A 25,018-nucleotide genomic window follows, 5' to 3' on the forward strand; every position below is an offset into this window, starting at 1 on the left:
CTGCCGCAAGCCGATATCACCAGGGCGCCGGCCGCCAGCAGGCTGAGCGCAGCGCCAGGTCGGTTGAGCTTCACGTAGCTCCTTCAACAGTCAGGGTGACGACAGCAGTGTCGCCACCGGTCGAGGCCGAGCCACGGAACATGTTCCGCTGTTCCGCGGAGCAGTCCGTCGCTGCTCGGCCACTGAACCTAGGTCCCGACTGTGAATTGCCTACCCCGTGAGGATGAACGCGGGATGAACCGGAGCGCATAGGCGGTGTCGACCCCGGAAATCGTGAAGCCCAGGCGCTGGTAGGTGTGCACGGCGGCGGTGTTGTCGGCCTCCGTGTAAAGCATGACCGTCGGGTCGGGGTCGCCGGAGAGCCGCTCGGCCAGATGGCGGATCCCGACCAACGTCAGCGCGTGACCCAGCCTCTTGCCCCCGGCTGCCGGGTCCACGCCGACCACGTACACCTCGCCCAGCCCCGGCTCGTCGAGATGAACCTTCGTCCAGTGGAAGCCGAGCAGCGCGCCGGTGCGCTCGTCGAACGCCAGGAACACGCCGCCGGCGTCGAACCACGGCTCGGATCGCCGCCGGGCGATGTCGTCGACGGTCCAGCCGCTCTGCTCGGGGTGCCACGAGAACGCCGCGTTGTTGACCCGCACCAGCTCCGCGTCGTCGCCGGGCCCGGCATACGTGCGCACCCGCACGCCGGCCGGGATCGCCGGTGAGGGCAGCTCATGCAGCGAGCGGCGCATCCGCAGCAGCTCACGAACGGCCTCGAGGCCCAGCGCGCGGGCCGTCTCGCGGGCCGGCGGGAGCGTGCCGTGGGCCCAAATCCGGGTGCTGTCACCACCTTTCGCCCGGGCCGCCCTGATCATCGCCGACCCGACACCGCGGCGGCGGGACAGCGGATGAACCACCAGCTCAGCCATCGGCGGTGCCGATCCGCCCGCCGGGGCGAGGTTGAGGTACCCGACCACGCGGCGGTCATCGCCGGCCAGCAGGTGCGCGGTGTGGTCGGAGCCAAGTTCGGAAAGCACCTGCTCGCCGACCGGAGCGACGCCGTCCTCGCGGGTTGCCGCCGCGATCAGGTCACGGACCTGTTGTTCGGGAACGGCGGCCGCGGAGCGCCAGCCGAGGTCCGTCACGGAGTGCGCAGGGCTTCCGACACCCCGTCCGGGACACCGTCGGCGGCGACGAACGCGTCGTCGTCCACGAGCTCGGCGTCGGCCGGCGAGGTCCGTCCCCGCGCCGGCCGCACGGCCTTGTAACCGACGTTGCGGACCGTGCCGATCAGCGACTCGTACTCGGGGCCGAGCTTGGCTCTGAGGCGCCGGACGTGGACGTCCACGGTGCGGGTGCCGCCGAAGAAGTCATATCCCCAGACCTCCTGGAGCAGCTGCGCGCGGGTGAACACCCGGCCGGCGTGCTGGGCCAGGTACTTCAGCAGCTCGAACTCCTTGTAGGTCAGGTCCAGCGGGCGGCCCCGCAGCCGGGCGGTGTAGGTGCCCTCGTCGATGACCAGCTCGCCGAGGGTGATCTTGCCCACGTTCTCCTGGTTGGCCATGCCGCCGCGACGGCCGACGACCAGCCGCAGCCGGGCGTCGATCTCGGCGGGCCCGGTGCCGGGCAGCAGGATCTCGTCCAGCCCCCATTCGACGTTGACCGCGACCAGTCCGCCCTCGTTGACCACCGCCACCACCGGAACCGACGTCCCGGTGGTGCCCAGCAGACGACACAGGCCGCGCGCGGCCGCCAGGTCGGTGCGCGCGTCAACGATCGCCACGTCCGCGTTGCCGGCTTCCAGCAGTGAGGACACCTCCGTCGGCGCCGACCGCACGGTGTGTGGCAACAGCGACAACGCGGGCAGCACCGACTCCGGATGGGGGTCCACTGTGAGCAGCAGGAGATCCAACACACCCTCCAACGCGGGTGGTACGACTTCGCGACGTACGACCGAGGTAGGCCCGATTGCCGGGCTGCGGTCCTCTAACGATAGCGTGCCACCTGCGAATTAGCCGTCCCCGGGGCGGCAGTGGCGCGGCCGTGAGCGAGAATGTCCGGGTGCGCGCGCTGCTGATCACCGTGATTGTGACCGCCGTCGCACTCGCCGCCGGCGCGGTCGGGGTGGATTTCGGAACCGCGATCTACGCCGAATACCGGATGGCGCGCACGTTGCGCAGCGAAGCCGGGCTGTCGTTCGACCCCTGGGTCGGCATCATCGGGTTCCCGTTCATCTCGCAGGCGTTGCGGCATCGCTACAACGAGGTCGAGTTCAAGGCCAACGGCGTCGAGCATGCCCGGGTGGGTGAGGCGTCGCTGGAGGCCACCCTGCACTCGGTCGACCTGAGCCAGGCGTCGTGGCTGGTCCGGCCGAACGCGCCGCTGCCCGTCGGTAAGGTCGAAAGCCGCATCATCATCGACTCCACCCACCTGGGCCGGTTCATGGACATCCGTGACCTGATGGTGGAGGCGCCCTCGAAGGAGACCAACGGCGCCACCGGCGGCACCACCGAGTCCGGCATCTCCAGCAGCACGGGCCTGGTGTTCACCGGGACACCCAAGTCCGCGGACTTCCACACGCGGGTCAGCGTCCTGGTGGACCTGTCCACCGCGGGGCCCGACAACTCGACGCTGGTGTTCACCGCGACCGGCGTGACCACTGGGGCGGGCACCGCCGAGGCGCGGGTGCCCACGGACAAGATGGACGCGGTGCTGGCCGCGTTCACCACGAGCCTGCCCGGGCAGCGGCTGCCGTTCGGCGTCGCGCCCACCCATGAAGGCGCCCGCGGATCCGACGTGATCGTCGAAGGAATCGCACAGGGACTAACCGTCGCCCTCGATCAGTTCAGGCAGTCATGAGCGTTTCGTTGATCGTGGCGCTGGCCGTCGTCGCGGCGGCGCTGGCCGTCGCGGCGGTGATCGGTACGGTGGTCCGGCGCCGGTCGGGGGTGCTACGCCAGGTGAGCAACCGCATCGAACTCGACACCACAGATCTGGGGCTGTCGGGGACGGGTCCGACGGTCGTGCACTTCAGCGCGGTGTGGTGCGGGCCGTGCGCCGCGGTGCGACGGGTGGTCAACCAGGTCTGCGGCGAGCTGGACGGGGTGGCGCACGTCGAGATCGACATGGACATCGATCCCGCTGCCGCGCGCCGGCTTTCGGTGTTGTCGCTGCCGACGACGTTCATCTTCGACGCCGACGGGCGGCAGCGTTACCGGACCGCGGGAGTCCCGCGGGCCGCCGACCTCCGGGCGGCGCTGCAACCGCTGTTGGCTTCACCACACCCCGATTAGGTAAGCTGGCCGACGTGTCCGCCCGCCTGGAGCCCATGCTCACCAAGCGCCGCGCAGTAGATCTGTGCCGCGTCGCGGGTTGTTGCTGTTGCTGTTGCCGCTGAGCCAACGCTCGTCTGCGGCCCTTCTGGCCTGTCCCTTGCCAGCTCTGTCAGCACAGGAGTACCTCGATGCCGACCAACACCGAACAGGTGGACGTCCGCGGGCCCCGCTTCGCCGCCTGGGTCACCAGCGCCGTCCTGGTGGCCACGCTTGTCGTCGCCGCGTTCAGCGCGTTGGCCGCCGCGGTGCTGCTTTTCCTGCAGGCCGTCGTGTTCGCGATCGGCGCGCTGCGCGGCCCGCGGCTGAGCCCGTACGGGCGGGTGTACGCCGGGCTGGTCGCGCCGCGGCTCGGCCCGGTCACCTCGCGCGAGCCGGTGGCGCCGCTGAAGTTCGCCCAGCTCGTCGGGTTCGTCTTCGCCGTCGCCGGGGTAATAGGTTTCGCGACGGGACTGGCCCTGCTCGGTGAGATCGCGACCGCGTTCGCGCTCGTCGCGGCGTTCCTCAACGCGGCGTTCGGCATCTGCCTGGGGTGCCAGCTGTACCCGCCGGTGGCCCGGTTCCGCCGGAGACCGGCGTCCGTCACCTGACCTTCCTGATTTCTGGATTCTGGATTCTGGCAAGCAACCGAAAGGAAATTCATGGCCCGCTCCGACGTCCTGGTCACGGCTGACTGGGCAGAGAGCAATCTCGACGCACCCAACACCGTCTTCGTCGAGGTCGACGAGGACACCAGCGCATACGACAACGGGCACATCGCCGGTGCGGTCAGGCTGGACTGGCGCAAGGATCTGCAGGATCCGGTGAAGCGCGATTTCGTTGACGCCGAGCAGTTCTCGAAGCTGCTGTCCGACCGCGGCATCGCCAACGACGACACCGTGATCCTCTACGGCGGCAACAACAACTGGTTCGCCGCTTACGCGTACTGGTACTTCAAGCTGTACGGGCACGACAAGGTCAAGCTGCTCGACGGCGGCCGCAAGAAGTGGGAGCTCGACGGGCGCCCGCTGTCCACCGACGCCGTCAACCGGCCGTCGACCAGCTACACCGCCAAGCAGCCGGACAACAGCATCCGCGCGTTCCGCGACGAGGTGATCGCGGCGATCGGCGAGAAGAACCTCGTCGACGTGCGCTCGCCGGACGAGTTCTCCGGCAAGATCCTGGCGCCCGCGCACCTGCCCCAGGAGCAGAGCCAGCGGCCCGGCCACATCCCCGGCGCGATCAACGTGCCGTGGAGCAAGGCCGCCAACGAGGACGGCACGTTCAAGCGGGACGACGACCTGGCCAAGCTGTACGCGGAGGCGGGCCTGGACGGCACCAAGGAGACCATCGCCTACTGCCGCATCGGGGAGCGCTCGTCGCACACATGGTTCGTGCTTCGCGAGCTTCTCGGGCACGAGAACGTCAAGAACTACGACGGAAGTTGGACCGAATACGGCTCTCTCGTGGGGGCCCCGATCGAGTTGGGAAGCTGATATGTGCTCTGCACCCGAGCAAGGACAGACGCTGCCGGCCGGTGTCGACGTCGAGAAGGAGACGGTGATCACCGGCCGGGTCGTCGACGGCTCCGGGCAGCCGGTGGGCGGCGCGTTCGTGCGGCTGCTCGACGCGTCCGACGAGTTCACCGCCGAGGTGGTGGCGTCGGCCACGGGTGACTTCCGGTTCTTCGCGGCCCCGGGATCCTGGACGGTGCGCGCGCTGTCGGCGATCGGCAGCGGCGACGCCGTGGTGGCGCCGCACGGCGCCGGGGTCCACGAGGTCGACGTCAAGGTCGCCTGAGGCGCCTTCGGTCGGGCCGGCTTGACTAGACTCGATCGCGTGGTCCTGTTCTACGAGATCCTGCTGGTCGCGTGCGTCGTCATGATCACCTGGTTCGCCCTCTACGCGGTGTACCGGCTGATATCCGACGACTCGTGAGTACACCCGGGTCAGCCGACCGGGCGGTGGCCGCGGCGGCCGAACGTGCGAAAACCACGGCGGCCCGCAACATCCCGGTCTTCGACGACCTGCCGCTGCCCCCCGACACCGCGAACCTGCGGGTGGGCGCCAGCCTGCACGACGCGCTGCTGGCGCTGCTGCCCCTCGTCGGGGTCTGGCGCGGTGAGGGTGAGGGCCGCGGCCCCCACGGCGACTACCGGTTCGGCCAGCAGATCATCGTCTCCCACGACGGCCGCGACTACCTGAACTGGGAGTCGCGGTCCTGGCGGCTCACCGAGCAGGGCGAATATGCCGAGCCGACGCTGCGCGAGACCGGGTTCTGGCGGTTCGTCGACGACCCCGCCGACCCGGGTGAGTCGAACGCGATCGAGTTGCTGCTCGCCCACTCCGCCGGCTACGTCGAGCTGTTCTACGGCCGGCCGCGCACCCAGTCGTCGTGGGAGCTCGTCACCGATGCGCTCGCCCGCAGCCGCTCGGGTGTGCTGGTCGGCGGCGCGAAACGGCTCTACGGCATCGTCGAGGGCGGCGACCTGGCGTATGTCGAGGAGAGGGTCGACGCCGACGGCGGTCTGGTGCCCCACCTGTCGGCGCGGCTGTCGCGCTACGCGGGCTGACTGCTTCTTGGCGTCGTCGGCTTCGGGGGGCGGATGTGGAACGGATATGGAGCGGCCCCCGAGCCGTGCGTTCCTGGTTGGACCGACCGAGGGGCTCGGGGGCCGGGTGACTGCGGGGAATTCGCCAGCGCCCAGGCGGTGAAGTCCTCGCCGCGGCTGCTAGCCGGCAGTCACCTCACGTGTCCATAAGTGAATCAATTTCTCGGACCACCTCCTTCCTCGTGTACCGGCGACCGTACCCGCGTGGCGGCGCGGCGACAACCGAATTGTGTTCGCCGCAAGCAGATCAGCGGTCGCTGACGATCGCGAGGTCGACCAGCTCGCTGAACTCGGCGGCGATCGGCGACGGCGGCAGCGCGCGACCGTCGAGGGTGTGCACCCGCGCGGCCAGTGTGATGCTCGACACGAGCCAAATGCCCTGCGCGCTCAGCAGGTCCGCGGGCCGCAGCGGCCGGTACTCGCAGCGGTAGCCCTTGGCCGCGGCGACGGTGAACAGCGCCTGCTGGGTGGTGCCGTGCAGGATCGGCAGCGACGGCGGCGGGCTGAGCAGCGCGCCGCCGGCGGCGATGACGACCGTCGAGCGCGGGCCCTCCAGCAGGTAGCCGTCGGAGCTGACGAAGATCACGTCACCGGCGCCGCGCTCGGCGGCGTAGCGCAGCGCGGCCATGTTCACCGCATACGACAGGGTCTTCGCGCCCGCGAGCAGCCACGGCGCCGCCGACGCTGTCGTGGACAGCCCCCGGGCCAGCGTCAGCGCCGCTAACCCGTCGCGGCGCACCGCCGCGACCCGCCCGGGCAGCGGGTTCACGGTCAGGTACGCCGTCGGCGGGCCGCCGCTTTCCCGGCCGCGGCTGTAGACCAGCCGCATCACCCCCTCGTCGCCGCGCCCCTGCCCCCAGCGCAACGCCGCGGCGTCGGCGATCCTGCGCCAGGCGTCCGCGTCGGGCGCGGGCAGGTCCATCATCTCGGCCGACTGCGCGAACCGCTGCAGGTGAGCGTCGAGCAGGCAGGGACGCCCGTCGCGGGCCAGCAGGGTTTCGAAGACGCCGTCGCCGCGCACGGCGGCCAGGTCGTCGGCGAACAGCAGCGGCGCGGCCGGATCGTGAAATTCCCCGTCGAGCGTGACGACTACGGACATGGGCAGAAGGGTAACCGGCGGCCGTAGAGTTGAAAGAGTGTCCGCCGTGCCAGCACCCGACTCGGGCCCCGACGCCGGGGCCGTATGGCACTACGGCGACCCGCTCGGCGAACAACGCGCCGCGCTGGCCGACGCGGTCCTCGTCGACCGTTCACATCGCGCGGTGCTGACCCTGACCGGCGCCCAACGACTGAGCTGGCTGAACAACATCTCCTCCCAGCAGGTCGCCGAACTGCCCGACGGCGCCACCGTGCAGAACCTCAGCCTCGACGGCCAGGGCCGCGTGGAAGACCACTGGATCCAGACCGAGCTCGGCGGGGTCAGCTATCTGGACACCGAGCCGTGGCGCGGCGAGCCGTTGCTGGCCTACCTCAAGCGGATGGTGTTCTGGGCCGACGTCGTGCCCGACGCCGGCGACTACGGCGTGCTGTCACTGCTGGGGCCCGCACTGGCCGAGCGTCGGGTGCTCGACGCGCTGGGCGTCGACGCGCTGCCGGGCGAACTGGTCGCGGTGCCGCTCGCCGGCGGCGGCTTCGTCCGGCGAATGCCGGGCGACCGCGACGGCCCGCCCATCGCGCTGGAGGTCGTGGTGCCCCGCGACCAGCTGGCCGACTGGCGACAGCGGCTCCCGGCGGCCGGGCTTCGTCCCGCCGGCGTGTGGGCCTACGAGGCGCACCGCGTCGCCGGGCTGCGACCCAGGCTCGGGGTGGACACCGACGAGCGCACGATCCCGCACGAGGTGGGCTGGATCGGCACCGCCGTGCACCTGGACAAGGGCTGCTACCGCGGCCAGGAGACCGTCGCGCGGGTGCACAACCTGGGCCGACCGCCACGGATGCTGGTGCTGACCCACCTCGACGGCTCGGTGTCGCGGCCGGCCACCGGGTCAGCGATCACAGCCGGGGGCCGCACGGTAGGCCGTGTCGGCACCGTCGTCGACCACGTCGACCTCGGCCCGGTGGCGCTGGCACTGGTCAAACGCGGCCTGCCCGCCGACACCGAGTTGGTCACCGGTGGCGACGAGCCCGTTCCGCTGGCGATCGACCCCGACAGCATGCCCGCCGCCGACGTCGCCGGCCCCGGCCGTGCCGCGGTCGACCGGCTGCGTGGCGTTCCCCGGTGACCCGCGCCGCATCTGCGGGAAGGGCTGCCAGCGCAGCGCGCTCGGGCACGGTAAAGTGTTGTCAGGACTTACAAAGACAGACTCAGATCGGAGCCGCCTTCTCATCGGGCCGCTCCGTTATTGCGTGAGGGGGTTCCCCCATGGGCCGCGGCCGGGCGAAGGCGAAGCAGACGAAGGTTGCCCGGGAGCTGAAGTACAGCTCCCCGCAGACCGATTTCGAACGTCTCCAGCGAGAGCTGTCCGGGGGCGACCGCGTAGACACCGACGACAACGGCGGATGGGACGACGAGGACGACTGGCGCCGCTAGGCCTTACGTGACGCACGCCCCGATGGTCAGAATCGGGGATGTAGCCCGACGAGTTCCACCCGGGTGCTGCTCTTGCCGGCTTTCTTGACGGTGCCCAGCGCCCAGCAGTTCAGGTGACGGGCCGTCAGGATCGCCAGCGCGCGGTCGGTGTCCACGGGGCTGACCACCGCCGCCATGCCGACGCCCATGTTGAACGTCTTCTCCATCTCGGCGCGGTCGATCCGCCCGCGCTGCGCAATCATCGAAAACACCGGCGCGGGCGTCCACGTCCCGCGGTCCAGCTCCGCGACGAGTCCGTTGGGTATCACCCGCGCCAGGTTGGCGGCCAGCCCGCCACCCGTGACGTGGCAGAACGTGCGGACCTGCGTCTCGGCGGCCAACGCGAGGCAGTCCTTGGCGTAGATGCGGGTCGGCTCGAGCAGCTCCTCGCCCAGCGTGCGGCCGAACTCCTCGACGTGTCCGGCCAGATTCATCCGGTCGATCTCGAGCAACACGTGCCTGGCCAGTGAGTAGCCGTTGGAATGCAGGCCCGTCGAACCCATCGCGATCACCACGTCGCCCGGACGCACCCGGTCGGGACCAAGCACGTCGTCGGCCTCGACGACCCCGACGCCGGTCGCCGAGATGTCGTAGGCGTCGGGCGCCATCAAGCCGGGATGCTCGGCGGTCTCGCCACCGAGCAGCGCGCAGCCGGCCCGCACGCAGCCTTCGGCGATGCCCGCGGCGATGGCGGCGATCCGTTCCGGGACGATGCGGCCGACCGCGATGTAGTCCTGAAGCAGCAGCGGCTCGGCGCCGCACACCACGAGATCGTCGACGACCATCGCGACGAGATCGAGCCCGACGGTGTCGTGCTTGTCCATCGCCTGGGCGATCGCGACCTTGGTGCCGACACCGTCGGTGGAAGCGGCCAGCAGCGGCTCGCGATAGCCGCCTTTGAGGGCGAACAGCCCGGCGAAACCACCCAGTCCGCCGACGACTTCGGGTCGGCTGGCCCTTTCCGCCAGCGGCTTCAGCAGTGCCACTGCCCGGTCGCCGGCCTCGATATCCACCCCGGACGAAGCGTATGAGATGCCGAGTTCGTCGGCTCGTTCCGTCATCGCGTGTAAGGCTACCGGTATGTGGCCAACCCGCGGTGTCATCCTCACAGCCGCAGTTGTGGTCGGGGCGATTCTTTTCCCGGGCACCGCGTCGGCCACCTCGGCGACGGGAGTCCAGGGGACGGAATTGTGGCGGCACCGATTACGTGTTCCGTCAGATCACGATCGCCCCCGGCGGTTTCTCCTGACGGCGCACCGGGCAATCCACCGCCGACATGGCTTCGAATGGTTCTTAGAGCGCGACGGGAGGCGATGGTCGAGATGCGCTGCTTGGTGACGGGGGCGACCGGTTACGTCGGTGGACGGCTGGTGCCGCGCCTGCTGGCGCGCGGCTATGACGTGCGCGCGATGGCGCGGACGCCCGACAAGCTGGCCGGCGTGCCGTGGCGGGACGCGGTCGAGGTGGTTCGCGGGGATCTGGGCGATCCGGAGTCGCTGACCGCCGCGTTCGACGGGGTCGACGTGGTCTATTACCTCGTGCACTCGATGGGCACGTCGGAGGACTTCGCCGCCGAGGAACGCCGGTCGGCGATGAACGTCGTCGCCGCCGCCCGCCGTGCCGGGGTTGGCAGGTTGGTGTATCTCGGCGGGCTGCATCCCTCGGGCGCCCGGCTCTCGCCGCACCTGCAGTCGCGCACCGCGGTCGGCGACATCCTGCTCAGCTCCGGCATCGAAACCGTCGTGCTGCAGGCGGGTGTGATCATCGGCTCGGGCTCCGCGTCGTTCGAGATGATCCGCCATCTCACCGATCGGCTGCCCGCGATGACGACACCGAAGTGGGTGCACAACAGGATCCAGCCGATCGCGATCCGCGACGTGTTGCACTATCTGGTCGAGGCCGCGTCGGCGGAGGTGCCGTGGTCGCGAACCTGGGACATCGGCGGGCCCGACGTACTCGAGTACGGCGAGATGATGCAGATCTACGCCGAGGAAGCCGGGCTGAGGCGGCGGCTCATCGTCGTGCTGCCGTTCCTGACGCCGACCATCGCGAGTTGGTGGGTGGGCCTGGTGACGCCGATCCCCTCCGGGCTGGCCCGGCCGCTGGTGGAGTCGCTGCACTGCGACGCCGTGATGGGCGACCACGACATCGACTCGGTGATCCCGCCACCGGCGGGCGGCCTGACGGGCTACCGGGAGGCGGTCGGGCTGGCGCTGGAGCGCATCGCCCGCGGCCAGGTCGAGACGTCGTGGGCGAACGCGTCGCCGCAGGGCGCGCCGTCGGGGCCGCTGCCCAGCGATCCCGAGTGGGCCGGTGAGATCGCCTACACGATCAACCGGTCCGCGTGGACGCCGGCGACACCCGAGGAGCTGTGGAAGGTGATCGACGCCAGCCCGGTTCAGGCGCGGTCCCGGGTGGAGACCCGCGAGCCCGGTCAGCTGTTGCTGCTGCTCCGCCAGACCCGCGCCCCGGGGCGGGAGTGGCTGGAGATGCGGGTGAGGCGGGTGGACGGTCGTGGCAGCCGCTATGACCAGCGGGCGATCTTCTACCCGCGCGGCATCGCCGGGCGGCTGTACTGGTACGGGGGTCTTCCGTTGCACCGCCGCAGGTTTCGCGCAACGTTCGCCGACGTGGTCGCCGGCAGCAGCGGGCGTTAGGGGCGCCGCAGCGCCGAGACGTTGTCGTTCTCGGCCTGAACCCCGATGCCGGTGCGGGCCGCGGTGGCAAGCATCTGCTCGACGACGTTCTTGCCCAACGCCGTCTCGCCCGGCAACTCGATCGGATACTTGCCGTCGAAGCAGGCGCAGCACAGCCGCGACGCCGGCTGCTCGCTGGCCGCGATCATGCCCTGCAACGAGATGTAGCCCAGGGTGTCCGCGCCGATCGCGTGCCGCACCGCCTCGAGCATCTCGTCTTCGTTCTCGACGGCATTGGCGATCAGTTCGGCCGGGGTGGCGAAGTCGATGCCGTAGAAGCACGGCCACTTCACCGGCGGCGACGCGATCCGCACGTGCACCTCGACCGCGCCTGCCTCCCGCAGCATCCGGACGAGCGCACGCTGGGTGTTGCCGCGGACGATCGAGTCGTCGACGACGATCAGCCGCTTGCCCCGGATCACCTCGCGCAGCGGGTTGAGCTTGAGCCGGATACCGAGCTGACGGATGGTCTGCGACGGCTGGATGAACGTGCGGCCGACGTATGCGTTCTTCGTCAGGCCCTGGCCGTACGGGATGCCCGACTCCTGGGCGTAGCCGACCGCCGCGGGGATGCCGGATTCGGGCACACCGATCACCAGGTCGGCGTCGATCGGCCGCTCGCGGGCGAGCCGCCGGCCGATCTCCACGCGGGTGCCGTGCACGGACCGGCCCGCGATCGTGCTGTCCGGCCGGGCCAGGTAGACGTATTCGAAGACACAGCCCTTGGGGGTCGGGTTGGCGAAACGAGTGGAGCGGACGCCGTCGGCGTCGATGGCCAGCAGCTCACCGGGCTCGATGTCGCGGACGAAGGAGGCACCGACGATGTCGAGCGCGGCCGTTTCGGAGGCCACCACCCAGCCGCGGTCAAGCCGGCCCAGCGACAGCGGCCGCACGCCGTAGGGGTCGCGCGCGGCGTACAGGGTGTTCTCGTCCATGAACGTGAGGCAGAACGCGCCGCGCACGGTCGGCAGCAGCTCCAGGGCCGCCTGCTCCAGCGTCGCGTCGGCGGCGCCGTGGGCCAGCAGCGCGCCGAGGATATCGGAGTCGGTGGTCGCGGGGGCGGCCCCGCGGGTGTTGATCAGCCCGAGCTCCCGGGCGCGGCTCGCGAGCTCGGTGGTGTTGACGAGGTTGCCGTTGTGGCCGAGGGCCACCCCGGTGCCCGCGGCGGTGTTGCGGAACACCGGCTGGGCGTTCTCCCAGGTGGTGGAGCCGGTCGTCGAGTACCGGCAGTGCCCGATCGCGACGTGGCCCTCCATCGCGGCCAGCGTCTGCTCCTCGAACACCTGGCTGACCAGGCCGAGGTCCTTGAACACCAGAACCTGCGAGCCGTCGGCAACCGCGATGCCCGCGGCCTCCTGCCCGCGGTGCTGCAGCGCGTAGAGGCCGTAGTAGGTGAGCTTGGCGACTTCCTCGCCGGGAGCCCAGACGCCGAAGACACCGCACTCTTCGCGCGGCGGATTCTCGGGCTCGGTCTGCTGGCCGGTCACGGTGTGGCTGCTCCCAGGGGCGCGATCGGGGTGACGTCACCGAGTCTACGGTGATCACGGGCGGATAACGGAATCAGCGCGGCAGTGTCGCCGCGGTTTGTTCAACGGTCGCCGCCACCCGGGCATTCCATGCTCAGCCGTCCACCGGGACCAGCGGCAACCAGGACGCGATCTCCGGGGCGCGCGCGCCGGACAACTGCAGCACGCCCGTCGCCGCCGCGTCCGGCACCGACAGCAGGCCGGTAACCAGCAGCAGCCACGTCCGGGCATCGGTTTCCACCACGTTCGGCGGTGTGCCGCGCCGATGTTGAGGACCTGAAATGCATTGCACCGCAACGAAAGGTGGGATCCTGACCTCGACGCTGGCGCCGGGCGCCCGCCCGGCGAGCGTGCGGGCGGTGAGCCGGACCGCCGCCGCAAGCTCGTCGCGGGACGGCCCGGGGCGGGTTTCGTCGCGCAGCCACGGCCCGACGGCGAGCACCGCGGCGCGTGTCTGCGCGGGGTCGACGGCGCGGCGAGCGGGCATAGCCCGGCGATCCTAACCATCGCCACCAACAACAGGTCGTCAGCTTCGGCATCGACGACACCCACACCGAGTTGCCATGATGGAGCAATGCGCCGTCAAGTCACGACGATCGACGAGTTGCGCGCGATCGTCGGCCATCCGAACACCTACGTCGCCAACAAGGTCGGCAACCGGCTTTCGCCGACTCAGCGGGACTGGCTGGCGCACTCGCCGCTCTGCTTCGTGGCGACCACCGACGCGCAGGGCCGCGTCGACGTCTCGCCCAAGGGCGATCCGGCCGGCTTCGTGCACGTCATCGACGACACCACGATCGCGATCCCGGAGCGACCCGGCAACAAGCGCGCCGACGGATACGTCAATGTGCTGGCGCGCCCACACGTAGGCACGCTGTTCGTCATCCCCGGACGCGGCGACACCCTCCGCATCAACGGCGCCGCGCGGATATTGGCCGACGCCGACTACTTCGATGCGATGGCGGTGCGGGGCAAACGCCCGGTACTTGCGCTCGAGATCGACATCGAAGAGGTGTTCTTCCACTGCCCCAAGGCATTTCTGCGCTCGGACACATGGAACCCGCAGAGCTGGAACCCGACGGCGGTGCCCAGCGTCGCGCGGATCGCCAAGGCCACCAAACCCGACTGGAGCCAGGCCCGGCTCGACGAGTACTACAGCGACGAGAGCCTGCGCAAGGTGCTGTACTAACCCGCCGACACACGGCGCCGGGATTGCACGGCGAGCGCGGCCACGGCGCCGGCCTCGTTGATCGCCAGGTGCGCCAGCATCGGCGCGGCGAGGCTGCCCGAGCGCTCGAAGAGCCGCGCGAACAGCCACCCGGCGACACCGGTCGCGAGCACGGTCGCAACCACCGGCTCGCCGGTGGCGCGCGCGTCGTAAACGTGCGACAGCCCGAACGCCGCGCTCTGCAGCAGCCGCCCGGCACCGCGACCGAACGCGTCGGCGGCCACGGTTCCCAGCGCCGCCCGGTAGGCCGCCTCCTCCGACCACACGGTCCCCAGCGGAATCCCGACCGCCAGCCAGGCCGCCACCGGGCCGGGCAGGTCCCGTCCCGCCATCGCGGCCCGCACCCGCGGCGACGCGGTGGCTGCGGCAACTCCCGCCGCCACCAGCGCAGCGGCCGCCAGGCCGGTCCGCAGACCGGCCCACAGGGCCGGGGGCCGCAGCCCGAGACGTGCGCCGGTCAACGCGACCAGCCCCGCCGCCAACCCGGCCTGCACCAACGGATGCCGCCGCCCGGGTCCGGTCACGCTCCAGCGCAGGAGACCGGCAGCCAAGACAACGGCACGGAAGACTTCGCGCCGCATCAATATTCGGGCCCGCCGGATGCCTCGACCTTTTCCAGCGCACGCCGGACGCGGTCGGTGTCGGCCGCGGTCCACCCGTCGGGCGGCGCCACCGCGACCCAGCCGTCCAGCGCCTGATCGCCGTAGTGGTGGCCGTGCCCGACGGGCACGCTGTACGCGTTCGTCAGGTCCGCACCGACCTGCCACGACGTGACGATCGGATACCAGCGCATCGAGGCGGTGCGGTCGGGCCCGGGCGGCTCACGCAGCCAATCGGGGCGCTCGAACAGCATACTCGGCGACCACCAGACCACGGGATCGGACGCGTGCTGGATGAACAGCACCCGGGTGCCGTCCCACGGCGGTGCCGCGACGACGGGGGTGTCATCGCCCTGGGAGAACCGCACCGTGCGCCCGTCGTCGTAGCGCGGCTCCGCCTCCGGGGTGCCGGGATCCCGGCGGATGACCAGTGCCCGCCACAGCGGGCTCGCGTAGGGCGGGCCTTCCCACAACACCGCGGAGAAGCCCATCTGAATGATGTCGGGGAGGTAGCCGAATGCGCCCTGCCCGGCCATGGAGCCGAGGCTTTCGCCGTAGAGCATCAGCTTCGGCCGGTGATCGGGCGGCCAGAGCGCCCACCGATCGTGCACCGTGTCGACCAACTCCCTGCCCGCCTCCAGCGACTTCTGCTGGTCGGCGAGAAACGAGATCCAGCTGGGCAGATACGAGTACTGCATCGCAACCAGCGCGGTGTCGCCGTTGTAAATCGACTCGATCGAACGCGCCGCCACCGGGTCCACCCAGCCGGTGCCGGTGGTCGGGATGATCACCAGAACCCTGCGCTCGAAGGCGCCGGTGCGGTCGAGTTCGCTGCGCAGCACGCTGAGCCGGCCCTCGGCGGTGTCCGCCGTCTGCAGACCGACATACAGGCGGATCGGCTCTTTGGCCGGACGGCCGTTCAGCGCGGTCAGCTCGTCGGCGTGCGGCCCGGTGGCCACGAAGTTGCGGCCCTGATATCCCAGGGTGGTCCATGGCGCGAAAGACGCCGGGCTGCCTGACCTCTCGGGCTGAGCGGGCTGGGTGATCCCGGGCCGTGTGCTGGAGTTCTGCGGCTGAAAGACCGCACTGGCGGCAACGAAGAACCCGCGGACCAACACGCCGTTGACCAGGGTGATGGCCAAGATCGCGACGATCGCGGTGCCGATGAACTGCGCCACCTCGTCGTTGACGCCCCACCGCCTGATCAGGTAGCGGGCCAGGACCTTGACCGCATCGAGCAGCACCCGCGACACACCCACCACCACACCGCCGACGGCGAGGGCGATCACCACGGTCCGCAGGTAACCCAGGGTCGACGGGCCTTCCATACCCATCAGGCCCGACACCTGCCGCTGCCATGCGGCCGCCGGGATCATCAGCAGCACGCCGGCCCCGATCGACACGCCCACCGTCAGCGCCTTCGCCCAGTACAGCACCCGCGGACTCGGCGGCCACCACGACCGGCCGCGCAACACAAGGTGCCGGACCACCTTGCCGAGCACAACCCCGATGCCGTAACCGATCGCCGCGTTTATGCCCCCGATCAATCCCTGGAACAGCCACTGGCGCGGCAGCAGCGACGGCGTCAGCGACAGGCAGAAGAACAGCGCGCCGAACCCGACTCCGACGAAGTCGAGCCGGACCAGGCCCCACGCCCAGACCAGCAGCGGGTGGCGCCGGCGTTCGGCGGTCTCGGCAGGGGGTTCGCCCGTGTCGGTGCTGACGGCGGTGGTCATCCGAAGAGACCGGGCAGCACGCCCTCGTAGGTCGCGCGCAGGTCGTCCAACGACACCGTGAACAGGCCTTGAACTTCGATCGCGTCGGAGCCCTGGTCGACGACCCCGATCCGGGTGGCAGGCAATCCGCGCGCCTCGCACATCGCGCGGAACCTGCTCTCCTCCGTGCGCGGCACCGCGACCAGCACCCGTCCGGTCGACTCGGAGAACAGCGTGACGAACGGATCGGCGGCTTCGGGAATCACGATGCGACAACCCGTTTCGCCATGCAGGGCCGACTCGACGACGGCCTGGATCAGGCCGCCCTCGCTCAGGTCGTGAGCCGCTGTGACGAGCCCGTCGCCGGATGCCGCGGTCAGCACGTCGGCCAGCAGCCGCTCTCGCCGCAGGTCGACGGCCGGGGGCCGGCCCCCCAGGTGGCCCGCGGTGACCTGGGCCCAGATCGAGCCGTCGAACTCGTCGCGGGTGTCGCCGAGAAGAATCAGCGTCTCGCCGGGCTCGGTGCCGAAGTCGGTCGGGATCCGGCGGGTCACGTCGTCGATCACGCCGAGCACCCCGACCACCGGGGTCGGCAGGATCGCGGTGGAGCCGGTCTGGTTGTAGAAGCTCACGTTGCCGCCCGTGACCGGAATACCAAGTGCCGCACAGCCATCGGCGAGCCCGTGCACCGCCTGGGCGAACTGCCACATGACAGCGGGATCTTCCGGTGAGCCGAAATTCAGGCAGTTGGTCACCGCGATCGGCGTCGCGCCGGTGACCGCGACGTTGCGGTATGCCTCGGCCAGCGCCAGCTGCGCGCCGACGTAGGGGTCCAGCTGCGTGTAGCGCCCCGACGCGTCGGTCGACACCGCGATCCCGCGGCCGGTCCGCTCGTCGATGCGCAGCACGCCGCCGTCGGCGTGTTCGGCCAGCACGGTGTTGCCGCGCACGTAGCGGTCGTACTGCTCGGTGATGAACGCGCGGCTGCACAGGTGCGGGCTGCCAAGCATCGCCAGCAGGGTCGCGCGCAGCTCGTCGCCCGTCACCGGCCGCGGCAGCCTGTCCGACGTGTCGGCATTGAGAGCGTCCTGGCGGTCCGGGCGGGCGACCGGCCGCTGATAGACCGGGCCCTCGTGCGCGACGGTGCGCGGCGGCACGTCGACGACCGTCTCGCCGTGCCAGGTGACCCGCAGCCGGCCGCCGTCGGTCACCTCGCCGATCACCGAGGCCAGCACGTCCCACTTGCGGCACACGGCCAGAAACGCGTCGACGTTTTCCGGCTTGACCACCGCACACATGCGCTCCTGCGACTCGCTGGCCAGAATCTCGGCGGGCGTCATGTTCGCCGCGCGCAGCGGCACCCTGTCGAGCTCGATCGCCATCCCGCCGTCACCGGCTGACGCCAATTCCGAGGTGGCACAGGATAATCCGGCACCACCGAGATCCTGGATGCCCACCACCAGGCCCGCGGCGTAGAGCTCCAGGCAGCACTCGATGAGCACCTTCTCCATGAACGGGTCACCGACCTGGACCGACGGAAGCTTCTTGCGGCCGGCCGCGGACTCGTCGCCGTCGAACGTCTCCGACGCCAGCACCGACACTCCGCCGATGCCGTCGAGCCCGGTGCGGGCCCCGAACAGGATGATCTTATTGCCGGTCCCCGATGCGAACGCCAGGTGCAGCTGCTCCTTGCGCAGCGCCCCGACGCACAGCGCGTTGACGAGCGGGTTGCCGGCATAGGACGCGTCGAAGACGGTTTCACCGCCGATGTTGGGAAGCCCGAGCGAGTTGCCGTAGCCACCGATGCCGCGCACCACTCCGTCGACCACGCGGCGGGTGTCGGGCGCGTCGGCGGCGCCGAACCGCAGCTGGTCCATCACCGCGACCGGGCGAGCGCCCATGGCCATGATGTCGCGCACGATTCCGCCGACGCCGGTGGCGGCGCCCTGGTACGGCTCGACATAGGACGGATGGTTGTGGGATTCCACCTTGAACGTGACCGCCCAGCCGTCGCCGATGTCGACGACGCCGGCGTTCTCGCCGATGCCGGCCAGCATCCTGGCGCGCATCTCCTCGGTCGTGGTCTCCCCGAAGTACCTCAGGTGCACCTTCGAGGACTTGTAGGAGCAGTGTTCGCTCCACATCACCGAATACATCGCCAGCTCGGCGTCGGTGGGACGACGGCCGAGGATTCCGCGGATCCGCTGGTACTCGTCGTCCCTGAGACCCAGCTCACGGTAGGGCTGCGGCAGGTCCGGCGTGGCGGCGGCGCGCTGCACGGTGTCCGGCGACGTCACGCCGACAGCTTAGTTTGCCGATCGGCCCCGGCGTGCGGAGAGAAAAACGCGCGCAGTGCCGCCGAATACGACGCGACATCCTCGGCGCCCATCAGCTCGCGCGCCGAATGCATCGCCAGCTGGGCGGCGCCCACGTCGACGGTCGGGATGCCGGTCCGCGCGGCGGTCATCGGCCCGATCGTCGACCCGCAGCGCAGATCGGCACGGTGTTCATAGCGTTGCAGCGGCACCCCGGCCTGGTCACAGGCCAACGCGAAAGCCGCCGCCGACCGGCCGTCGGTCGCGTACCGCAGGTTCGGCTGCACCTTGAGCACCGGACCCGCGTTCACCTCGATCAGGTGACCGGGCTCGTGGCGCTCCGGGTAGTTGGGGTGCGTCGCATGCGCCATGTCACCGGAGGCCACCAGCGAGCCGGGCAGCCGGCGCAGGTAGTCCTCCCGGTTGCCGCCCGCCGCGAGCACGATGCGCTCCAGCACGGTTGTCAGCAGGTTGGACTGCGCGCCGTGGTCCGACGTCGAGCCGACCTCCTCGTGGTCGAACAGCGCCAGCACCGGCAGGTAGTCGCGCGGTTCGGCGGCGATGAGCGCCTCCAGGCCCGCATAGCACGTCGCCTGGTTGTCCAGCCGCGGCGCGCTGAGCAGGTCACGGCCGGCCCCGACCAGTCTCGACGGCTGCACATCATGGGTCATCAGGTCGGCACCGAGCACGTCGCCGGCGTCGACGCCGGCCGCACCGGCCACATACTCCAGAAACGACCGGCAGCCGCCGCCCGCCCCCCACACCGCGTTGACGTGCCGCTGCGGGTCCAGCGTGACCGACCTGCGGTCTTCGGCCAGGTGGATGGCCAGCTGCGGCACCCGCAGGATCGGCTCGTCGATCTTCACCAGCTGTTGGCGCACCCCGCCGCCGTCGCGCACCGACAGGCGGCCGCTGATGCCCAGGTCGCGGTCCAGCCACGAATTGAGCCACGCGCCGCCGTAGGGCTGCAGGGCCACCACCTGCCACCCCGCCACCAGCCGGTCCGGATGTTGCTTGACCCGCAAGTTCGGGCTGTCGGTGTGCCCGCCGACGATCCGGAACGCCCGGCTCGGATCGGCGGAGGAGTTCCACGCGACGACCGAGCCGGCGCGCACCGTGAAGAACCGGCCGCCGTGCGGCCACGGGTCGGCTTCGGCGAGTTCCGTGTAGCCGGCGGCGCGCAGCCGCCGGGCGACGTTGAGGCAGACGTGGAACGGTGACGGCGACGAATCGATGAAGTCGCACAGGCCACGCGCGGTCGCTGACATATTGCTCATCATTACCGATCCGGTAGGCGTTAGGGTCAGGTGATGCCTGCCGTTCTGCCGCAACCAGTTCTGGCGCCGCTGACGCCCGCGGCCATCTTCCTGGTAGCCACGATCGACGCCGGCGGCGAGGCGGCGGTCCACGACGGGCTGACGGGGCTGTCGGGCCTGGTTCGCGCCGTCGGCTTCCGTGACCCGTCGAAACGGCTGACGCTCGTCACATCCATTGGTTCAGAGGCGTGGGATCGGCTGTTCTCGGGACCGCGACCCGCCGAGCTGCACCCGTTCGCCGAACTCAAAGGGCCGCGCCACCGCGCCCCCTCGACCCCCGGCGACCTGTTGTTCCACATTCGCGCAGAGGCGATGGACGTCTGCTTCGAGCTGGCCGGGCGCATCCTGGACGCGATGGGCGGCGCGGTGAGCGTCGTCGACGAGGTGCACGGCTTCCGTTTCTTCGAGAACCGCGACCTGCTCGGTTTCGTCGACGGTACGGAAAATCCCGACGGCCCGCTCGCGGTCAGCGCCTCCCAAATCGGGGACGAGGACCCCGGCTTCGCCGGCTCCTGCTATGTGCACGTGCAGAGGTACGTGCACGACATGAACGGGTGGAACTCGTTGTCGGTCACCGAGCAGGAGCGGGTGATCGGGCGTACGAAGCTCGAGGACATCGAGCTCGACGACGACGAGAAGCCGGCCAATTCCCATCTCGCCCTCAACGTGATCGAGGACGACGACGGCAACGAGCTCAAGATCATCCGGCACAACATGCCGTTCGGCGAGGTCGGCAAGCCGGAGTTCGGCACGTACTACATCGGTTACTCGCGGACGCCCGCGGTGACCGAACGGATGCTGCGCAACATGTTCATCGGCGATCCGCCCGGCAACACCGACCGCATCCTGGACTTCTCCACCGCGGTCACCGGCACCATGTTCTTCACCCCGGTCGTCGACTTCCTCAACGACCCGCCGCCAGCGCCCTCTGACAGATCTCTGCGAATCGGCAGCCTGAAAGGAACCCGCTGATGGACAATCTCTACCGCGAACTTGCTCCCATCAACGAATTGGCTTGGGGCGAAATCGAACTCGAGGCATCACGGACCTTCAAACGCCATATCGCCGGGAGGCGGGTGGTAGACGTCAGCGAGCCCGGCGGACCCGTGACCGCAGCGGTCAGCACCGGCCGGCTGCTCGATGTGTCACCGCCGACCGACGGCGTGGTCGCGCACCTGCGGGCAAGCAAACCGCTTGTGCGGCTCCGGGTTCCGTTCGCACTGTCGCGGATCGAAATCGACGACGTCGAGCGCGGGTCCAACGACTCGGACTGGGAGCCGGTGAAGGATGCCGCGAAGAAGATGGCCTTCGTGGAGGACCGCGCGATCTTCGAGGGGTACCAGGCCGCGTCGATCGAGGGCATCCGCCAGACCAGCTCCAACCCCGCGCTCACGCTCCCCGCCGATGCCCGCCACATCCCGGACGTGATCAGCCAGGCCCTCACCGAGCTGCGGCTGGCCGGCGTCGACGGGCCGTATTCGGTGCTGCTGTCGGCGGACGCCTACACCGCGGTGAGCGAAACCTCCGACCATGGCTATCCGATCCTGGAACACATCAACCGGCTCGTGAACGGTGACATCATCTGGGCGCCGGCCATCGACGGAGCGTTCGTGCTGACCACCCGCGGCGGCGACTTCGATCTGCAGCTGGGCACCGACGTGTCGATCGGCTACCTCAGCCACGATGCCGACTCGGTGCAGCTGTATCTGCAGGAGACGCTGACGTTCCTGTCCTACACGGCCGAGGCGTCGGTGGCCCTGACGGCCGGTTAGCGCACGCTGAGATGCCACAGGCCACATCCGCCACGCCAGTAACGTCCAGCTGTTGTGACATGAACGCGAGAAGTGATAGCGCATGCGATATCACTTCTGGTTTTTCGGCAGGCTCTCAGGCCGCCAGCACCGCGTCCAGCGCGGAGTAGAAGACGCCGAGGCCGTCGTCGGACGGCCCGGTGAGGGGCTCGGTCGCGTGTTCGGGATGCGGCATCAGGCCCACGACCCGGCGGTTCGCCGAGCAGACACCGGCGATGTCGCGCATCGAGCCGTTCGGGTTGTCGCGGTAGCGGAACACCACGCGGCCGTCGCCTTCGAGCTTGTCGAGCACCGGTTCGGCCGCGACGTAGCGGCCCTCTCCCGACTTCAGTGGGATCAGCAGATCGGCGCCCGGCTCGTAGCGTGTCGTCCATACGGTCCCGTTCGAGGCCACCTCCAGCCACACGTCGCGACACACGAAGTGCAGTCCCGCGTTTCGCGTCAACGCCCCCGGCAGCAACCCGGCCTCGCACAGAACCTGAAAGCCGTTGCAAATCCCCAACACCGGCATACCCCGCCCCGCCGCCGCGATCACCTCCCCCATCACCGGGGCGAACCTGGCGATCGCGCCCGCCCTGAGGTAGTCGCCGTAGGAGAAGCCGCCGGGCACCACCACCGCGTCGACGTTCTTGAGGTCGGCGGCGGCGTGCCACAGGTTCACCGCCTCCGCGCCGACGAGCCCGACCGCTCGGGCGGCGTCGACGTCGTCGAGGGTGCCGGGGAAGGTGATCACCCCCACGCGCATGGTCATGACGGCTCCCTGCTGATGGTCCAGTCCTCGATCACCGTGTTGGCAAGCAACGATTCAGCGATCTCGGCGACGGCCGCGTCGTCGACGGTGTCGTCGACCTCGAGTTCAAAACGCTTGCCCTGCCGCACATCCGAGACGCCTGCGTGTCCAAGGCGGCCCAGCGCGCCCACGATGGCCTGACCCTGCGGGTCAAGGATCTCGGCTTTGGGCATGACGTGCACTACCACCCGCGCCACGCGCAGCTCCTCGCTTGCCGGTGTTTGTTGCTGGTCCGGCGACAACTCTACCGGCGCCGGGGCATGCGTCCGGTTACTGGCACGACGAGATGTATCCGACGCACAGCGGCGCAACCAGCGCGTCGAGCACCTGGCTGTCGGCGACCGTGGGCCAGGCGACGGCCGGCGGCGACGACGCCCACATCGTCAGCTCGACCACCGTGCTGCTCTGCGGGTGCGAAACCAGATATTCGTGCACGACCGTCGAAGTCGGCCCGGCGACGCTGATCACCGCCGCGAGCCGGCCGGGTTCCTCGGTGGTCAGCGACGGCGAGGTACCCGGCGCGGTGAGTTGGCAGAACCGCAGCGCCGCCGAGGCCGACTGCAGCACCGCGTCGGCATCCTGGCCGCCGCGCCAGGTTTCGCCCCGCCAGTGCAGGACCTGCACCTGCAGCTGCCACTGGCCGGGCGGATTCGCGACGGCCGCTTTCGCCGCGACCGCGTACTCGCGGGGATCGCCGGGCACCGGCGGCGACGCGCACCACTCCTCGAAGCGAAACCGCGGGTGTGACGCGGTGACCGACAGCGCGGCCAAATCCGGCCACTTGTACGTCGGGTAGAGCGGGATCGCGGAGGGATCGATCCATGCCGTCGCCGGGATGCGGTCACAATTCGGCGGGCAGGTGTCGGGCACAGCGGGCGCCGGCCCCGGCGCCAGCACACCGAGGGCCGCAAGCATCGCCGCCGCACCGAGGCCCGTAAGCAGCCGTGTCACAGACCACACCCTAGGCGGCAAGGATACCGAGGCGACACCTGCACGGCGCACAATCGGGGAATGCAACTCACGCATTTCGGCCACTCGTGCCTACTTGCCAGCTTTCCCGCCGAAAAGGGGTCCGACACCACGCTGCTGTTCGATCCCGGCACGTTCTCGCATGGCTTCGAGGGCATCACCGGGTTGTCGGCGATCCTGATCACCCATCAACACCCCGACCATGCCGACACGTCGCGGCTGCCCGCACTCGTCGACGCCAACCCGGGCGCGGCGCTGTACGCCGACCCGCAGACCGCCGCGCAACTCGGCGACCGGTGGCAGCCCGTGCACGTCGGTGACGAGCTGTCGATCGACGGTCTCCGGGTCCGCGGCATCGGCGGCGTGCACGCGGTCATCCACCCGGAAATCCCACTGATCAACAACATTTCTTATCTGGTCGGGGACTCAGGGCACCCCGCCCGGCTGATGCATCCCGGCGACGCGCTGTTCATTCCCGCCGAGGAGATCGATGTGCTCGCGCTGCCCGCGGCCGCGCCGTGGCTGAAGATATCCGAAGCCGTCGAATACTTGAGAGCGGTAAAACCCCTGCGGGCCATACCGATTCATCAGGGCATCGTCAACCCCGTCGCGGTCGGCCTGTACTACCAGCGCTACGAAGAGATGGGCCGCACCGACTTTCGGGTGCTGGCAGAGGAGCAGGCGACCGAGTTCTGAGCCGCCGTCAGGCCGCGTCGACGAGCACCGGATGGCCGGTTCGCCACCGGTACACCGTCGGCGCCGCCCTGTGCAGCAACGCCAGGTCGATCGCGTCGAGCATCGCCTGCCGGGGGCCGGACCGTTGCAGCTGCCGGGCGGTGATCGCGATCCGAACGACGCCGCCACGACGCGCGATACGCTCCGCCGACAACACCAGCGTGCGGCACCACCACGGTTCGGTCAGAAAACCGCCGCCGATGCCGAGCACCCGTGCCCGCACCTTGGTCTGACGCACCAGATCCGTGATGCCGTCGACACCGGCCAGCACGCGAAAGCCGTTGCGCGGCAGGACTGCCAGGGTACCCGCCGAGGCCGCCCAACCGGGGGCCGCGAACAGCCGTGTGCGCAGACCGACCTGCTCGAGCACCCGGTCGGCGGCCATCACGCGCAAATTCGCCTCGTGGGCGGGCAGAATCGCGAACTCCGGCCGGCGCTTCTTGGTCGCGGCCTCGTCGTATCCGTGCAACACGATCGCGTCACCGCGCTCACGTCGCGCGCGCAGCCACTCGGCCGTCACGGCGTCGTCGAGCAGCCGGCACCCGCCCCCCAGCCTCGGCGCCACCAGGAACGACACCGGCACCCGGCGCGCGTCGAGCTCGACGCAGAATTCGCCGACATCGGCAACGGTGCGGTCTCGCACCCCCGAGACCGAGACGATCAGTTGTCCTGCCATGACCCCATGGTGGCAACGTCAGGTTTCGGGACGGTGTCCTACACGCCGACGGCAGTTGTCGGATTGATGCGCCCGCGATGTGATGCCGGTCTCAGGGCGCCCAGGAAATTAGATTGGCCGTCTACCTAATTGCTGGCTAATGTGGTGCCGTGGTGCACCGCGCGG

General features: G+C 70.0%; 28 protein-coding genes. 14 read left to right on the plus strand and 14 right to left on the minus strand.

Annotated features, from left to right (window positions below; genetic code table 11):
* Positions 1–188: 188 nt before the first annotated feature.
* Both mshD and VKG81_RS03225 read right to left on the minus strand, forming a co-directional pair.
* Positions 189–1,130: a mycothiol synthase gene (gene mshD / locus VKG81_RS03220; RefSeq protein ID WP_324389640.1), complete on the minus strand. Its 942-nt coding sequence runs from the start codon at positions 1,128–1,130 to the stop codon at positions 189–191.
* On the minus strand, positions 1,127–1,900 hold the full coding sequence (locus tag VKG81_RS03225; protein WP_324389642.1) for a response regulator transcription factor: 774 nt from the start codon (positions 1,898–1,900) through the stop codon (positions 1,127–1,129). The genes mshD and VKG81_RS03225 overlap by 4 nt, the downstream gene beginning before the upstream one ends.
* 128 nt (positions 1,901–2,028) lie before the next feature.
* Between VKG81_RS03225 and lmeA the strand changes: the two genes are divergently transcribed.
* The 7 genes from lmeA to VKG81_RS03255 all read left to right on the plus strand — a co-directional run bounded on the left by lmeA (position 2,029) and on the right by VKG81_RS03255 (position 5,869).
* Positions 2,029–2,844 (plus strand): mannan chain length control protein LmeA, encoded by an 816-nt coding sequence (lmeA, locus tag VKG81_RS03230; RefSeq protein ID WP_324389644.1) that lies wholly within the window; start codon positions 2,029–2,031, stop codon positions 2,842–2,844.
* Positions 2,841–3,278 (plus strand): thioredoxin family protein, encoded by a 438-nt coding sequence (locus VKG81_RS03235; RefSeq protein WP_324389646.1) that lies wholly within the window; start codon positions 2,841–2,843, stop codon positions 3,276–3,278. Before lmeA ends, VKG81_RS03235 begins: the two co-directional genes overlap by 4 nt.
* Before the next feature lie 14 nt (positions 3,279–3,292).
* Positions 3,293–3,382, plus strand: a complete 90-nt coding sequence (locus VKG81_RS21450) for an Ms5788A family Cys-rich leader peptide (protein WP_414685128.1) — start codon at positions 3,293–3,295, stop codon at positions 3,380–3,382.
* Positions 3,383–3,448: 66 nt separating this feature from the next.
* Positions 3,449–3,907: a DUF4395 domain-containing protein gene (locus VKG81_RS03240; RefSeq protein WP_324389648.1), complete on the plus strand. Its 459-nt coding sequence runs from the start codon at positions 3,449–3,451 to the stop codon at positions 3,905–3,907.
* Positions 3,908–3,958: 51 nt separating this feature from the next.
* The gene (locus VKG81_RS03245; protein ID WP_324389650.1) at positions 3,959–4,792 is read left to right on the plus strand and encodes a sulfurtransferase; all 834 of its coding nucleotides are present in this window, start codon (positions 3,959–3,961) and stop codon (positions 4,790–4,792) included.
* Between the two features lies 1 nt (position 4,793).
* The gene (locus tag VKG81_RS03250; protein WP_324389652.1) at positions 4,794–5,096 is read left to right on the plus strand and encodes a DUF1416 domain-containing protein; all 303 of its coding nucleotides are present in this window, start codon (positions 4,794–4,796) and stop codon (positions 5,094–5,096) included.
* A gap of 122 nt (positions 5,097–5,218) precedes the next feature.
* Positions 5,219–5,869 carry an FABP family protein gene (locus VKG81_RS03255; RefSeq protein ID WP_324389708.1) on the plus strand — a complete coding sequence of 217 codons (651 nt, stop codon included), beginning with the start codon at positions 5,219–5,221 and terminating at the stop codon, positions 5,867–5,869.
* A 286-nt stretch (positions 5,870–6,155) separates the two neighbouring features.
* On the opposite strand, the gene VKG81_RS03260 is transcribed toward VKG81_RS03255, so the two are convergent.
* Positions 6,156–7,007, minus strand: a complete 852-nt coding sequence (locus tag VKG81_RS03260; protein WP_324389654.1) for an aminodeoxychorismate lyase — start codon at positions 7,005–7,007, stop codon at positions 6,156–6,158.
* A gap of 37 nt (positions 7,008–7,044) precedes the next feature.
* Between VKG81_RS03260 and VKG81_RS03265 the strand changes: the two genes are divergently transcribed.
* Positions 7,045–8,130: a folate-binding protein YgfZ gene (locus VKG81_RS03265; RefSeq protein ID WP_324389656.1), complete on the plus strand. Its 1,086-nt coding sequence runs from the start codon at positions 7,045–7,047 to the stop codon at positions 8,128–8,130.
* Positions 8,131–8,270: 140 nt separating this feature from the next.
* Entirely contained in the window at positions 8,271–8,438 is a 168-nt protein-coding gene (locus tag VKG81_RS03270) for a DUF3073 domain-containing protein (protein WP_324389658.1), read from the plus strand.
* Between the two features lie 26 nt (positions 8,439–8,464).
* Here the strand turns inward: VKG81_RS03270 and purM are convergent, their stop codons facing one another.
* Positions 8,465–9,538, minus strand: a complete 1,074-nt coding sequence (purM, locus tag VKG81_RS03275) for a phosphoribosylformylglycinamidine cyclo-ligase (protein WP_324389660.1) — start codon at positions 9,536–9,538, stop codon at positions 8,465–8,467.
* A gap of 252 nt (positions 9,539–9,790) precedes the next feature.
* Here purM and VKG81_RS03280 point away from each other — a divergent pair, with 252 nt between their 5' ends.
* A complete protein-coding gene (locus VKG81_RS03280; protein ID WP_324389710.1) occupies positions 9,791–11,134 on the plus strand; it encodes an SDR family oxidoreductase in 1,344 nt (447 codons plus the stop codon).
* Here the strand turns inward: VKG81_RS03280 and purF are convergent.
* Together purF and VKG81_RS03290 are read right to left on the minus strand one after the other, a co-directional pair.
* Positions 11,131–12,660: an amidophosphoribosyltransferase gene (gene purF / locus VKG81_RS03285; RefSeq protein ID WP_324389662.1), complete on the minus strand. Its 1,530-nt coding sequence runs from the start codon at positions 12,658–12,660 to the stop codon at positions 11,131–11,133. The genes VKG81_RS03280 and purF overlap by 4 nt on opposite strands.
* Positions 12,661–12,793: 133 nt before the next feature.
* On the minus strand, positions 12,794–13,186 hold the full coding sequence (locus VKG81_RS03290) for a sterol carrier family protein (RefSeq protein ID WP_324389664.1): 393 nt from the start codon (positions 13,184–13,186) through the stop codon (positions 12,794–12,796).
* Between the two features lie 87 nt (positions 13,187–13,273).
* Between VKG81_RS03290 and VKG81_RS03295 the strand changes: the two genes are divergently transcribed.
* Positions 13,274–13,888, plus strand: a complete 615-nt coding sequence (locus tag VKG81_RS03295) for a pyridoxamine 5'-phosphate oxidase family protein (RefSeq protein WP_324389666.1) — start codon at positions 13,274–13,276, stop codon at positions 13,886–13,888.
* Here the strand turns inward: VKG81_RS03295 and VKG81_RS03300 are convergent.
* The 4 genes from VKG81_RS03300 to VKG81_RS03315 are packed head-to-tail and all read right to left on the minus strand — an operon-like array spanning position 13,885 to position 19,824.
* Positions 13,885–14,508, minus strand: a complete 624-nt coding sequence (locus tag VKG81_RS03300) for a CPBP family intramembrane glutamic endopeptidase (protein WP_324389668.1) — start codon at positions 14,506–14,508, stop codon at positions 13,885–13,887. The genes VKG81_RS03295 and VKG81_RS03300 overlap by 4 nt on opposite strands.
* A complete protein-coding gene (locus tag VKG81_RS03305; RefSeq protein WP_324389670.1) occupies positions 14,508–16,262 on the minus strand; it encodes an alpha/beta hydrolase in 1,755 nt (584 codons plus the stop codon). The genes VKG81_RS03300 and VKG81_RS03305 overlap by 1 nt, the downstream gene beginning before the upstream one ends.
* Positions 16,259–18,538 (minus strand): phosphoribosylformylglycinamidine synthase subunit PurL, encoded by a 2,280-nt coding sequence (gene purL / locus VKG81_RS03310; RefSeq protein WP_324389672.1) that lies wholly within the window; start codon positions 18,536–18,538, stop codon positions 16,259–16,261. The genes VKG81_RS03305 and purL overlap by 4 nt, the downstream gene beginning before the upstream one ends.
* Complete coding sequence (locus VKG81_RS03315) at positions 18,535–19,824, minus strand: M18 family aminopeptidase (protein WP_324389674.1); 1,290 nt, start codon at positions 19,822–19,824, stop codon at positions 18,535–18,537. Before VKG81_RS03315 ends, purL begins: the two co-directional genes overlap by 4 nt.
* Before the next feature lie 42 nt (positions 19,825–19,866).
* Between VKG81_RS03315 and VKG81_RS03320 the strand changes: the two genes are divergently transcribed.
* Complete coding sequence (locus VKG81_RS03320; RefSeq protein ID WP_324389676.1) at positions 19,867–20,844, plus strand: Dyp-type peroxidase; 978 nt, start codon at positions 19,867–19,869, stop codon at positions 20,842–20,844.
* Complete coding sequence (locus VKG81_RS03325; RefSeq protein ID WP_324389678.1) at positions 20,844–21,644, plus strand: family 1 encapsulin nanocompartment shell protein; 801 nt, start codon at positions 20,844–20,846, stop codon at positions 21,642–21,644. Before VKG81_RS03320 ends, VKG81_RS03325 begins: the two co-directional genes overlap by 1 nt.
* A gap of 115 nt (positions 21,645–21,759) precedes the next feature.
* Here the strand turns inward: VKG81_RS03325 and purQ are convergent, their stop codons facing one another.
* The 3 genes from purQ to VKG81_RS03340 all read right to left on the minus strand — a co-directional run bounded on the left by purQ (position 21,760) and on the right by VKG81_RS03340 (position 23,508).
* Entirely contained in the window at positions 21,760–22,434 is a 675-nt protein-coding gene (gene purQ, locus VKG81_RS03330; RefSeq protein ID WP_324389680.1) for a phosphoribosylformylglycinamidine synthase subunit PurQ, read from the minus strand.
* The gene (gene purS, locus VKG81_RS03335; protein WP_324389682.1) at positions 22,431–22,670 is read right to left on the minus strand and encodes a phosphoribosylformylglycinamidine synthase subunit PurS; all 240 of its coding nucleotides are present in this window, start codon (positions 22,668–22,670) and stop codon (positions 22,431–22,433) included. Before purS ends, purQ begins: the two co-directional genes overlap by 4 nt.
* A gap of 73 nt (positions 22,671–22,743) precedes the next feature.
* Positions 22,744–23,508 (minus strand): ATPase, encoded by a 765-nt coding sequence (locus tag VKG81_RS03340; RefSeq protein WP_414685129.1) that lies wholly within the window; start codon positions 23,506–23,508, stop codon positions 22,744–22,746.
* On the opposite strand from VKG81_RS03340, the gene VKG81_RS03345 reads away from it, so the two are divergent.
* Entirely contained in the window at positions 23,485–24,138 is a 654-nt protein-coding gene (locus VKG81_RS03345; RefSeq protein WP_324389684.1) for an MBL fold metallo-hydrolase, read from the plus strand. The genes VKG81_RS03340 and VKG81_RS03345 overlap by 24 nt on opposite strands.
* A 7-nt stretch (positions 24,139–24,145) precedes the next feature.
* Here the strand turns inward: VKG81_RS03345 and VKG81_RS03350 are convergent, their stop codons facing one another.
* Positions 24,146–24,853, minus strand: a complete 708-nt coding sequence (locus VKG81_RS03350) for a DUF2334 domain-containing protein (protein ID WP_324389686.1) — start codon at positions 24,851–24,853, stop codon at positions 24,146–24,148.
* Positions 24,854–25,018 lie beyond the last annotated feature (165 nt).

The organism is Mycobacterium sp., from assembly GCF_035314905.1.
Taxonomy (GTDB): domain Bacteria; phylum Actinomycetota; class Actinomycetes; order Mycobacteriales; family Mycobacteriaceae; genus Mycobacterium.